This is a genomic window from Paraburkholderia sp. BGA-UO-ETr-F12 (assembly GCF_059567945.1).
Genome location: NZ_JCAQOZ010000009.1, coordinates 122,610 through 134,341, shown reverse-complemented (window position 1 = coordinate 134,341; position 11,732 = coordinate 122,610). Strand labels below are relative to the sequence as shown.

10 protein-coding genes and 1 pseudogene are annotated in these 11,732 nt (G+C 62.5%); 2 read left to right on the top strand and 9 right to left on the bottom strand.

Annotation, left to right across the window (positions count from 1 at the left end; genetic code table 11):
• Both AC57B6_RS03140 and AC57B6_RS03135 read left to right on the top strand, forming a co-directional pair.
• On the top strand, positions 1-648 hold the full coding sequence (locus AC57B6_RS03140; RefSeq protein WP_030100153.1) for a response regulator: 648 nt from the start codon (positions 1-3) through the stop codon (positions 646-648).
• Between the two features lie 96 nt (positions 649-744).
• Complete coding sequence (locus AC57B6_RS03135; protein ID WP_444513783.1) at positions 745-1,287, top strand: hypothetical protein; 543 nt, start codon at positions 745-747, stop codon at positions 1,285-1,287.
• A gap of 3 nt (positions 1,288-1,290) precedes the next feature.
• On the opposite strand, the gene AC57B6_RS03130 is transcribed toward AC57B6_RS03135, so the two are convergent.
• The 9 genes and pseudogenes from AC57B6_RS03130 to AC57B6_RS03090 all read right to left on the bottom strand — a co-directional run bounded on the left by AC57B6_RS03130 (position 1,291) and on the right by AC57B6_RS03090 (position 11,592).
• The gene (locus tag AC57B6_RS03130; protein WP_030100151.1) at positions 1,291-2,529 is read right to left on the bottom strand and encodes an HlyD family secretion protein; all 1,239 of its coding nucleotides are present in this window, start codon (positions 2,527-2,529) and stop codon (positions 1,291-1,293) included.
• A complete protein-coding gene (locus tag AC57B6_RS03125) occupies positions 2,530-4,074 on the bottom strand; it encodes an efflux transporter outer membrane subunit (RefSeq protein WP_444513784.1) in 1,545 nt (514 codons plus the stop codon).
• An 8-nt stretch (positions 4,075-4,082) separates the two neighbouring features.
• Positions 4,083-5,117: a glycosyltransferase family 2 protein gene (locus AC57B6_RS03120; RefSeq protein WP_496420680.1), complete on the bottom strand. Its 1,035-nt coding sequence runs from the start codon at positions 5,115-5,117 to the stop codon at positions 4,083-4,085.
• Between the two features lie 10 nt (positions 5,118-5,127).
• On the bottom strand, positions 5,128-6,639 hold the full coding sequence (locus AC57B6_RS03115; RefSeq protein WP_260332514.1) for a DHA2 family efflux MFS transporter permease subunit: 1,512 nt from the start codon (positions 6,637-6,639) through the stop codon (positions 5,128-5,130).
• Positions 6,640-6,722: 83 nt separating this feature from the next.
• Positions 6,723-8,063 carry a glycosyltransferase gene (locus AC57B6_RS03110; RefSeq protein WP_496420679.1) on the bottom strand — a complete coding sequence of 447 codons (1,341 nt, stop codon included), beginning with the start codon at positions 8,061-8,063 and terminating at the stop codon, positions 6,723-6,725.
• Positions 8,064-8,072: 9 nt separating this feature from the next.
• Positions 8,073-8,642, bottom strand: coding sequence for a methyltransferase family protein (locus tag AC57B6_RS03105; protein ID WP_216751365.1), 570 nt, complete (start codon positions 8,640-8,642; stop codon positions 8,073-8,075).
• Between the two features lie 146 nt (positions 8,643-8,788).
• Positions 8,789-9,628, bottom strand: a pseudogene (locus AC57B6_RS03100) (alpha/beta fold hydrolase); the annotation flags it as partial.
• A 643-nt stretch (positions 9,629-10,271) separates the two neighbouring features.
• Positions 10,272-10,757, bottom strand: coding sequence for a hypothetical protein (locus AC57B6_RS03095; protein ID WP_144193638.1), 486 nt, complete (start codon positions 10,755-10,757; stop codon positions 10,272-10,274).
• A gap of 22 nt (positions 10,758-10,779) precedes the next feature.
• Positions 10,780-11,592: an H-NS family nucleoid-associated regulatory protein gene (locus AC57B6_RS03090; protein ID WP_216751367.1), complete on the bottom strand. Its 813-nt coding sequence runs from the start codon at positions 11,590-11,592 to the stop codon at positions 10,780-10,782.
• Between the last annotated feature and the right edge of the window lie 140 nt (positions 11,593-11,732).

The following is an 11,732-nucleotide window of genomic DNA, read 5'->3' as shown; positions in this document are numbered from 1 at the left end:
ATGAATGACATGCCCCTCGCCATCGCACGTTTGATTCTGATCGACGACCACCCGCTGGTCCGCGACGGCTTGCGCGCCCGGCTCGAAGCCGTGCGCAACATCGAGATCGTCGGCGAAGCCGGCAATGCGCAGGAAGCGCTTGCGCTCGCCGCCAGCCACGAACCCCATCTGGTGCTGATGGACGTCGGCATGAACGGCATGAACGGTATCGCACTGGCCGGCCTGTTTCATGAGCGCTTCCCGGCAATTCGCGTGTTGATGCTGTCCATGCACGACAATCTCGAGTACGTGACCCAGGCGGTGCGCGCCGGAGCCAGCGGTTACGTACTCAAAGACTCACCGGCCACCGAAATCATTCAGGCAATCGGCGCGGTGCTGGAAGGCAAGACATATTTCAGCGCCGGGCTGGGCGCAAGATTGATTCAGGCCTCGGCGACGCAGTCGCCGATTGAACGGCTCACGCCGCGCGAGCGCGATATTCTCGATGCGCTCGCGGAAGGTCTGTCGAGCAAGCAGATCGCGCAACGCAACGATTTGTCGGTGCGCACGGTCGAAACGCATCGGCTGAATCTGAAACGCAAGCTCGATATCGAAGGCCAGGCCGAGCTGATCAAGTTCGCTGTCGAGAATCGTCGTAAGAATCGTTGAGCATCCGAACCGCCGCTGCATAATCTCGTCCAGGTAGCCGGAAATCACTGCCGTCGATCCGTCTGCCGCACGCTCAACACCCTGGAGCCGAAGACGATGAAACGCCTGATTCGACCGTACCTGGCAGGTTTTCTGGTCTGCATGGCCGCGACGCACGCCCATGGCGAAGCGCAACGCGTCAATCGCGGGCACGACCCGTTCTTTCAGATATCCAAAGCAGTCGGTGACTGCCCGGTACCGCTGGGCCCGCTCGAGACCGAACAGGAATGGCTCGACGACAGCCATTACCGGATCGAGCGCGGCAATAGCTGCTGGGTGGAAGGCCGGTGCCGTCTTTCGAACGCGTACCTGTACGACGCGGAAATCGCCGAGGCGGTGCAGCGGCGGCTCGCCAATATCAGCTACGCCACCCACTGGCGCGAACAGTCGACGCTGTGGCTCACGCTGCAACGCCGCTTCATTTACGTGCAAGGCTGCGTCGCGCCAGGCTTCGACAAACAGACGTTCCTTACGGAACTCGCGAAAACCGCGGACGTCGACCGCGTGATCGACGACACCACAAGCAACCCGCACGCAGCGGCCCTTCCCTACAGAACGCTTGCTGAGCCGGATAAACCGGTGATCGACCCCGGCAACTAGTCGCTATTGAGCAGCGCCACCCCGGTCGCTGTTGTCCCGGATGATCTGCGCGATCAACGCGTCGGCGTCGCGCGAAACGTTATCGTGGACGCGGGTACTCAACGTGGCCGCCGGCGTATCGTTGCCGATCAGATGACCGCTGCGCACGTGCGTATCCACCGACACCTGCATCGAGAGACCGAGTCGCAACGGATGCGCAGCGAGTTCGGCAGGATCGAGCGAAATCACGATCGGCACGCGCTGCACGACCTTGATCCAGTTGCCGGCCGCGTTCTGCGACGGCAACATCGAAAACGCACTACCCGTGCCCGCCGAGAAGCCTTCCACGTGCCCGTGATACACCACCTGCGAGCCATACACGTCCGACACGATGCGCACCGGCTGACCCACCCGCATGCTGCGGATCTGGCCCTCCTTGAAATTCGCTTCGACCCATAGACGCTCGAGTGGAATGATCGACATCAGGGCGAGTCCTGGCCCGACCTGCTGGCCGATTTGCACCGAGCGCTGCCCAACCGTGCCATCGACGGGAGAAACCACGGTGGTGCGCTGCAGGTTCCGATACGCAAGCCGCAACTGCGCGGCGGCTTGCAGAACCGGCGGGCTGGCCTCGACCGGAAATTTTCCGCCGAGCGCGCGGGCAGCATCGAGCTGAACTTGTGCCGAAGCGAGATTCGCTTGCGCAACCGCCACCGCCTCGCGGGCGCGCGCCAGTTCTTCCGGCGAGACCACTTCCACCGACGCATGATCGCGCGCCGCCAGCGCGCGTTGCGCCAGCGCCAGTTCGGCGCGGCGCGCATCGATCGATTGCACGTAGAGCTTGCGCGAGATCGTCGCGTTCGCCACCTGGCGCACAGCGAGTGTCAGTTGCGCTTTGGCCTGCGCGAACGCGGCGGCCGCTTCCGCGTCGTCGAGTTTGACAAGCGGCTGACCGGCGCGAACCTGACGCGTGTTGTCCACCAGAATATCGGTGACCGTGCCGGGTATCTGCGCGGCGATCTGCACGATGTTGCCCGCCACGTAGGCGTCGTCGGTCTCCTCGAAGAAGCGCGCGCTCAACCCCCAATACGTTAGCCACGCCAGACCGGCGAGCGCCACCACAGCGAAGAAGACAGCAAACCGGCGCCGCCGCGCAGTCCGTTTCGAATCGTGCGCGTCACCCGGTATGCCTGCCCCGTCTGCCGGATTTGCCTGCTGCTGGGTCCAGCCGGCGGCATGCTGTGCCTGTTTATCGTTGTGCATTCAATCGAAGTGCGTATCCGTGATGCGTGCGTGAGAGGGAAAGGTCGGCTGATAGTGCGAGATCGGCGCGCCGGCCACCTTGCGTACGTCGAAGCCGCCGCCGAGCGCGCCCACCAACGCCACCTGCAGCATTCTGCGGCGCCCCTGTAGATCGATTTGCTGCGCGCGCTCGTCGAGTAAGGACAGGTCTGCCAGCGTCACGTCCTTCTGCATGCCGATACCGCGACGGTGCCGCTCCTCTGCAATCGCGACGATCTTTGCGGCTGCGTCGACCGCGCGGGTCTGCTCCGCGGTGAGCGTATCGACCGTGCGCAACGAAGTCAGTTGACGCGCAACGTCGCCGAGTGCCTCGTCGATCGTCTTGTTGTAAAGAGCGATCGCGGCGTCGACGTTGGCGTAATCGCCGCCGAGTTGGGCGCGCAGCCGGGTCCGGTCGAAGATCGGCAAGGAGATCGCCGGTCCCACCGAGCCGGTCAGCGCCGCGCGCGAGAAAAGCGCGGCGGGCGTCAACGCCGTGAGCCCGGCAAAGGCAACCAGATTCACGTCGGGATAAAACTGCGCCCGCGTGGCGTCGATATTCGCGAGTGCGGCTTCGGCCCGCAGACGCGCCGCCACGATATCGGGCCGGCGGCCCAGCAGGTCCACCGGCAATTGCGCCGGCATTGGCGCGTCGGCAGCCGCTGCCAGTTGCGGACGATGCAGCGACAAACCCCGCTCCGCTCCGCGTCCCGTCAGCACGCCGATCTGCAGTTCGGTCAGTTTGATGCGTTCGTCGTTGAGTGCCTGCTGCGAAGCGAGCCGGCTTCGTTTAAGTGCTGCGTCGGCCGAGTCGTAAGCGTTATCGATGCCGCGCGCACCCCGCTCGCGCAACACCGCATCGACGCTATCCGCAGCCTGCTGTTTTTGCAGCAGTATGTCCTGCATGGCATATCCGCGGTCGAGTTCGCAATAGAGCGTCACGAGCGCAACGGTCAACGTGAGCCGTGCCTGCTCCGCATCGACGCGCGCCGCATCGCGTGTGGACAGCAGGCTGCCGGTCAGCGCGGCATTCTTGCCCCACAGGTCGAGCTGGTAGCTCAACCCGGCGAACAACGCCGCCGGCGAGACCACCGGATCGTTGAACAACTGCACCGGAATCTGCCGACCGCCAACCGACACATTGGCCACGTCGTCCGGTTGCGGCAAGCGGGCCTTGCTGAGCGTCGCGCCCGCCGTGCCGGTAAGGCCGGTGAGCGAAGCAAACTGTTCGAGTTGGGCCTGCGCGGTGCCCACCCTCGCCCTGGCGATCTGCAGGTCGGGACTATTCTGCAACGCCTCAGCAACCAGTTCATCCAGTTGCGGATCGCGGTAGCGTTTGACCCAATCGGGTGCGGGCCACGTGCCGTTCGCGTTCGGCCCGATAGTCTGGACAAGCGCATCGGCGGATGGTTTAAGCGGTGTAACGCTAGTGTGCAGACCCGCATCGCTCACGCAACCTGTCAGCGCCGCTGCAATGAGCAAAAGCGGTAAAAACAGCGGCAAAGAGCGCGGCAAAAGCAATTGCATAGACTGTCTCACGACTGCCAGGTACGAGATACGACACGCGCTACCGTGCGCGCTCCCGGCTCCGGCGTGCTCATCCCGGTGACCATCGCCGGGTCAGCCACAGTAGCTGCGTTAGCCGCCCTGGCCACGTTGGCCGCGAGTCGCGGACGCGTCCGCTCCAGCGGCCCCATGCGCCCGAAGAACCCATCGAAAACACCCTGCGCAATTGCTTTGAGCTTCGCCGCCTTATCTTTCTCCAGCAGCAGGATCTGCACGATTTGCCAGAGCGTCAGCACGTTCGGCACGTTCGCGACCGGCAAACGCAATCCATATTGAAGCGCCAGATGCATTGCGTTTCGCGCGCTGTAATAGCGGCGGAAACCGGGGTGATTCATCGTTGTCAATTCCAGGGAACCCAGTTTGTGACGGCTCCGCGCGCCAATCCGATGCAGCAGCACGAGCGACGGCACGACATACACTGGCACATTACGCAGTAGCGCGCGCAAGCAGTACTCGGTGTCGACATGATCGATAAACAGCGCTTCGTCGAAGCGGCCAAGCCGCGCGAACGCCTCGCGAGACACGACGCAGCCGGACGAAATCAGAAAGGCGCAGCGCTGCAACGGCGCGTCGGCCTGTATTGCCAATCTTTCGACCGCCAGCCCGCTGGTCGCGAGTTCGGGGAGGAAGCGCTGGTCGTTCTCATCGAAGATACGCGGGCCGGCGAGGAACGCCCGGCCGCTCATTGAGGCGCACCGCTCGCGCATCACCGTGAAGTAGTCGGCAGGCGCCTCGGAATCCTGGTCGAACAGCGCGACCGCCTCCACACCCGAGTCGAACAGCGTACTCAAGCCGCAATTGAAGGCGCCCGCAATGCCATTGCGATTACCGTGATGCTGCAGCGCGACGCCCGCCTCTCCCAACATCATCGCGGCGCGCGCGTCCGGCGAAGGCGAGTTGTCGACCACCAGCAGACGATCGCACCTGTCGCGCATCGCCACCGCGCGTGCGAGTTGCGCTTCGCTCGGATGAAACAGAATGATCAATGCGCCCAGGATCGTCATTGGAAGTTCCTCAGTGACCTAAAGCCATCGCCGCACCGCGCTTTGGACGCGTGAGCCACATCATCGCGGCGAGCACGAGGCAGGTGACGCTTGCCATGTAGAACATGTCGCCGGTCGCCATCATGTAAGCCTGTTGCTGCACGACGTGATGCAAGGTGGCGAGTTCGCGCGCGCCGTCGATACCCATGCCGTGCAGGCTCTGAACAAAGCGCTGCGTATTGCCGGACGATTTCGTCACCGACTGTGCGACAACGTCGTAGTGATACAGCGCGCGGTTGTCCCATAGCGTGACACTCATTGCCGTGCCGAACGCCGCCGACAGCGTGCGCAGGAAATTCGACAGACTGGAGGCCGCCGCGAGCTTGTCGTCGGACACGCGCGAAAGCGTCGCCGCGGTCAACGGAATGAAGAAGCACGGCAAGCCGATTCCCTGAACCAGACCCGGCGTGATGATCTGGGTAAAGGTCATGGTCAACGTGAAATGCGCATCCCACCACAGCACGCCCGCAAACACGAGAAAACCGAAAGTGGCCAGCACGCGTGCGTCGAAACGGGCCGCATAGATGCCAACCAGAATCGAGAACACCAGCGCCAGCACGCCGAGTGGCGCGGTGGCAAGTCCGGCCTGATACGCGGTGTAGCCCATCACGGCCTGCAGCCAGAGCGGAAAAATCACGCCGACCACCGAAAAGCTCATCATGCCAAGCGCAATGATCAGCACGCAGAACGAAAACGTACGGTCGCGGAACAGGCTCAGATCGATCACAGGATGCCGTTCGCCGGCCTCCCAGATCAACAGCGATACGATCGCCAACCCGGCGACGATCGCGAGCGTCAGGATCAGCGGCGAATCGAACCAGCCGCGATCATGTCCAAGATCCAGCACCATCTGCAGCGAGCCGACACCGACCACCAGCAGAAGAATGCCGGGCAGATCGATCGGCGCCGCCTTGGCAGCCGGTGCGTCGGGGCGCAGCATCGTCATGCACACCGCAAACGAGAAGATGCCGATCGGCAGATTGATCAGGAAGATCCACGGCCACGAAAAATTGTCGATGATCCAGCCGCCCACCACGGGGCCGAAAATCGGCGCGAGCAGGACGGTCATCGCCCATAGCGCGAGTGCCACGACGCGCTTGTCCGGGGGAAAGGTGCGCAGCAGGATCGTTTGCGAAAGCGGCACCATCGGCCCGGAGAAAAGCCCCTGCAAAGCGCGGCATACCACCAGAAGATGAAAATCGCCGGCCACGCCGCACAACAGCGACGTCAACGTGAAGAGCACCACCGCGCCGAGAAACAGCCGCGTTTCGCCGAGCCGGCGCGAGAGCCAGCCTGTCAACGGTACGGCGATAGCCGCGGCCACGGAGTACGAACTGATTACCCAAGTGCCCTGGCTATTGGACACGCCGAGGCCGCCGGAGATCGCCGGCACCGCGACGTTCGTTACCGTCGAATCCAGGACTTCGATGAAAGTGGCCAGCGACAACGCGAACGTCAGCAAGGCGAGTTGTGCGCCGCGCATACGGGGTACGCTGTGCTCGCCTGCGGAGTCCGGGCCAGGGCCAATGGCATGCCCTGTATCCGCCGACAGCGGAGGAGCGGCGCTCATACGCTATGTCCGCTGGCGGCCAGTGCCGGCGACGCCGTGCGGCCGACAGTTTGCTCGCGCACGGCGGCCGGCATGAACGCTTCGATATAGCGTGCGGCGGTCTCGCAGCCGTCCGGCGACGCCGCGAGGCGGTCCTGCACGCGTCCGCACTGGGTCGCGATCGACGGGCTGCCAAGCACTTGCCTCAAGGCACGAGCAAGCGCTTGCGGTTGCAGCGGCCTGTCCAGCCGAACGCCGCATCCACTCACGACGACACGCTGTGCGTTATCGAACTGATCGTGCGCGAACGGCGTGACCACCTGCGCAATACCGGCGGCATACGCCAGCGCAGCAGTGCCGATGCCGCCGTGATGCACGAGCGCACGGCAGCGCGGCAACAGCGTCTGCAGCGGGACGTAACGCCGCTTGAGCAACGCGCCCGGCGCGTCTGCGCGCACATCGGTCTCAATAGCAGCCGCTTCGGTTTTGGACGCATCCGGTGTCAGAAGAATGCCGCGCAGCCCACCTTCCCTCAACGCCGCGCTCACGGCATTTGCATAGCGTTCCTGATCGATCAGCGTCGAGCCCGCTGTGAAAACCACAGGCCGCTCGCCCGCAGCGAGAAATGCGTCGAGTTGCGGATCGGGCGCGATCGCGCTCGTGTCGTTGAACAGCGGAAACCCGCTGAGGCAGCGCGGCGCCGGCCAATCCGGTTGCGCTTGCGCGAACCAGTCCGGAAACAGACACAGCACACCGTCGGTCGAATGCAGCCACTCGCCAAAAATGCGCCGCACCGGTGCGAGCCCCAGTTCCGCGCGCACCCCATTCAATGCGGGGCCGCAGACCTTGTCGAGCACCTGTCGCTCGATCAGCCTCAGCAGCGCCGTTTTTACAGCCAACGGCAAGCCACGCGGAATCGTCAGACGCGGGTGGGTGGGCGGCGCATGCGCGGACAGCAGGGTCGACGGCGACACCTGCACCGACACGAACGGCACACGATACAACTCCTGCATCAGCCGTGCGGAAAAAGCCCATAACGTGCCGACCAGCACAGTATTGCTATCGGTCAACGCGGCCAGCGTGTCGAAATGCGGTCGCAGTGTCGGTGCGATCACCGCCCATAACGTCCGGAACGAAGTACGCGGATGCCATAGCGCCGGGTTCGCCATCGCCGCTTCATATTCAGCGGCGGTGCCGATTGGCACAAAAGCAAAGCCCTGGCGCACGGCAGCTTCCGCGAACGGAGGATGCGTGCAAAAGACGATCTCATGGCCGCGCGCGGCCAGCGCCGCACCGATGCCGAGCAACGGATGCACATCGCCGGCCGAGCCGATCGCGGTAATGATGACCTTCGCCATTCGGGCAGCTCAGAAGAGACCGGGAATCAGCGCAGCGACGTCGCGGCGATACTGTGAATACGCACGGCCGAAGTGCCCGGTCAGCCAGCTTTCCTCGACCCGCACCTTGTACGCCAGCGATGCGAAAATCAGCGATAGCCCGACTACGCCACGCCATTGCGCGCCGATCAGCACGGCCCCCAGAAGGGCCAGCAGGCAGCCTGTATAGATCGGATGACGAACCAGCCCGTAAGGCCCGCTGCGCACCAGTTCATGCCCTTCCTTCAGCGTGACCGACACGCTCCAGTTGGTGCCCAGATGCAGCCGCGCCCACACGGAAAAAGCAAGCCCGGCGAGGAGCACGGCGAAGCCGGCCAGCTGGAGCGGCCCGATTGCATGCAGATCGACGGACAACGCCGCTGCGGTGAAGTCCGGCAACACGATCAACGCGCCGCCGCCAATCAGCGGGATCGACTGCAACGTGCGCGACAGCGATGCCTCCTTGCGCGCGGTCTGTTTGACCCGGCTCGACGTCGCGACCCAATACAGCAGCCACAACACCCACGGTACGACAATGGCAATGCTCTGAGCGATATTCACGGTAGTTCGACCTGTTGGAACGAGTGATCGGCGGTAGTCTGCAAGGCGGCGTTTGCGATATTTGCGATGTTTGCAATAGCGGGTTGCGGCACCGGCATGGTGGGTGAGCGCGCGCCGAACGCGTCGAAGCGCTCGAGCACGCGGCCTGCCGCCTGTGCCGGCGGCGCGCCGAAGTAATCGAAAATCGCTGTCCTGACCTGGCGTAGCGCGGGCCGTCCTTCGAGATCGAGAAAGTGCCCGGCCTGCTCGATCGTGACAAACTCGGCGCGCTTCAGATGCGCGCTGAGCGAGCGGGCATCCTCAGGCGTGGTGTAGTTGTCGAGCTCGCCGTTGAGGAACTTCAATCCGCACTCGATGTTGCGAAACTCGTGCAGATAGTCCTCCGGACGAATGGCCAGAATCTGGTCGACGTGAAACGCCACCTGATCCTGCTCGTCGCGTGGGAGCGTGGAAAGATAGCGGTAGTTGTAGAGCTTCATGATGCGCGGCAGATGCTGGCCAACCGTATCGTTGAGCAGCTGCGCGGCCTTCAGATTTTCGCCGGCGGCGATGTGGTCGCGCGCCGCGGTCACATACGCGGTCATCGCCTCGTTGAGCCGCGGCGAGAACGACGCAATCACCGCGCGCCTCACGCTGGTGCGCGCGCGAGAGAGCGCAAGCAGCGACGCCACCCCGCCCCACGACACCGACAACAGGAAAGCCGGCTCGAATAAGCCTATTAGATGCAACAGAATGTCGACTTCATCATCTTTTGTAAGAACGAAGTCACACACGTTATGCGCTTTCGATTGACCCGCATAAGGTAAATCGAAACAAATCGGGTTATAGCGTTCACCGAGGTATTTGATTGTCTGCCCGAACGACGCTGTGGTAGCCAACGCGCCGTTGATCAGAATGACACTCTCGAAGGCCGGATCGAATACGTGACGTTCAACGTAGACTTTCAGGCCCGCCGGTAGCGGAACAAGGAGTTTTTCGATGGGCATGGCGTATTCGCATGCACTTGCGCAAGCAGGTGCGTACCGATACCGCGCCCGCACTCGCGGACGCCTTGCGGCCGTACTACCGGGGATCAGGCCCATGCGATCTGCCTTTGCGCCGGCAAATCCGATCCGCGACGACCGCTGCTGCACCGAAAGCATGCATCACTCGATGTGATGTATGCCGACTCTCCCTGGCGCGCGCCTGAACTCCGGCGCGCTTCAATCGAGCGTTCGATGCCTCGTAATATATTTATATGTAATTCGGCAAAGCCTGGTTCAATCTGTACCGCATGCCATCCGTTGACGCGAGTCTGCATTCACTGCGTGAAGACTTCATGTCAATATACGATGACGGAAAGCTTTTTAACACACTTCAAAAATAAAAGCTAAAAAAAGTCATTGGGCATATGTTCGAAATCCACAGAAAAATGTAATTGAAAGGAATCGGCGCCGCGTGACGCGGCGTCATGGCGCCACAGTTGCATATTGAACGACAGGACATGTGCCGGAACAGCCCGCATGCTGCGCGAGCGAGCGCAGCATGCGGGCTTGCACGCGTTGGGTAGCAGGACGTGGTGTTGTCCAGACGTCAGAACAGGACCGGGGACAAGCGGTTATACCGGCGCGCACTCGCCACCGATAGACACTACCGGACCAGCGAGAATGCTTCCCGGCTGGCAATCTCACCCGCGCCGTACACGCCAACCACCGTATAGTCGGACGCCACGCATTCGAACGTCGCGCCCTGAAACGTGATGACAAAGTGGCGTTGCACAGGACCGGGCGAAGTGACGGCCGAAATCTCGGCGGCCAGCGACGAATTCATCACTTCGTGAACCGAGTAACTACTGAGCCCAGGCGAAGCCAGCGGATGGATCTCGAGATCGGCGTCGCCTGGCGGGCCGAGCCGATGAAATACCGCATCTGGAAATAGCACGGTACAAAATGGATCGTCGTCGGAATCGAATGGTCCGAACCGTTCGAAGTCGGACTCGGCAATCGGATAAGCCAGAATCACCCGACGATCGCTGGAAACAATGAATGGTTCGGCAGCGTCGACTGCAGGCTGAGGAACAGAGTCCAGCAGGACGACATAGTCTTCCTGCTGGGGTGAATCGAGCGTGCTGGTCATCTACTTCAGAACTCCGTTGCGCTCACGCGCCGGCTTGCACCGTCGAGGTTTGCGGCGCCGCGGCAACAACCCGCTTCGCACCGGCTTTGGCTTTGCTGCCGGTCTTACGACCCGGTGTTTTCTTTGCAGCGGCGGTTTTCTTCACCGCAGCCTTCTTTGCCACGGTTTTTTTCGCAGCAGGCCTGCCGGCGCCTTTCTTTGCCGCAGTCTTTTTAGCCGCCGCGGTGCTCTTCTTTGCAGCCGCTTTGGACGCCACGGCCTTTTTCGCCGTCACGCCTTTCTTGGCAGCGACATTGCGGGTCGCGGCAGCGCCGTCGATCAGAAACTGGGTTCGGTCTTTAACCGTTGCGAGCCACGCCGGTGCCGGACCGCGTCCGCTCCAGGTGGCGCCCGTTTTCGGATCGAGATACTTCGGCGGCTGAGCACCTTTAGGCTGGCCTTTTTTCCCGGCCTTGGTGTGACTGACCGCAGCCTTGGCCGTGGACTTCAGTTCGCTCGCCCCTTCAATCAGGAATTGCGTGCGGTCTTTCACTGCGGCAATCCATGCCGGTGCGCGCCCGTGGCCTGTCCAGGTCGCGCCGGTTTTATGGTCGCGGTACTTCGGAATCGACTTGCCTGCAGCGCCTTTTGCCTTGCCACTTGCGGCACGTCCATTCAGGGCGCGCGCGGCGCGCCTCGCCTTTGCCTTTGCCTCGATGTCGGCAGTAGTCAGACCGTGCTTGAGCATCAGGTCGCGAATCTGGTCGACCGCGGCTTGTGCTTTCCTGGCGATAAGCACGTCGGCTTGTGCCTGAAGCTTCTTCAGCTTTGCCTGGATTTGCTCTAACGTGGGCATTTGATCGCTCCTTATGTAGTAATCGATCGAACTATGCCATGAATAGCGTCGGAAAGGCAGATCTATGCCGCTATAAAGGCAACAGACTCACACGAGAATGCATACCGTGGAGTACGAACCTTTCGAGTTCGCTACTGGAG

Bases quoted from the DNA above. Each gene is read 5' to 3' on its own strand.
- AC57B6_RS03130 (WP_030100151.1), bottom strand. From the start codon at position 2,529: ATGCACAACGATAAACAGGCACAGCATGCCGCCGGCTGGACCCAGCAG.
- AC57B6_RS03115 (WP_260332514.1), bottom strand. From the start codon at position 6,639: ATGCGCGGCGCACAACTCGCCTTGCTGACGTTCGCGTTGTCGCTGGCC.
- AC57B6_RS03110 (WP_496420679.1), bottom strand. From the start codon at position 8,063: ATGGCGAAGGTCATCATTACCGCGATCGGCTCGGCCGGCGATGTGCAT.
- AC57B6_RS03120 (WP_496420680.1), bottom strand. From the start codon at position 5,117: ATGACGATCCTGGGCGCATTGATCATTCTGTTTCATCCGAGCGAAGCG.
- AC57B6_RS03135 (WP_444513783.1), top strand. From the start codon at position 745: ATGAAACGCCTGATTCGACCGTACCTGGCAGGTTTTCTGGTCTGCATG.
- AC57B6_RS03095 (WP_144193638.1), bottom strand. From the start codon at position 10,757: ATGACCAGCACGCTCGATTCACCCCAGCAGGAAGACTATGTCGTCCTG.
- AC57B6_RS03140 (WP_030100153.1), top strand. From the start codon at position 1: ATGAATGACATGCCCCTCGCCATCGCACGTTTGATTCTGATCGACGAC.
- AC57B6_RS03090 (WP_216751367.1), bottom strand. From the start codon at position 11,592: ATGCCCACGTTAGAGCAAATCCAGGCAAAGCTGAAGAAGCTTCAGGCA.
- AC57B6_RS03125 (WP_444513784.1), bottom strand. From the start codon at position 4,074: ATGCAATTGCTTTTGCCGCGCTCTTTGCCGCTGTTTTTACCGCTTTTG.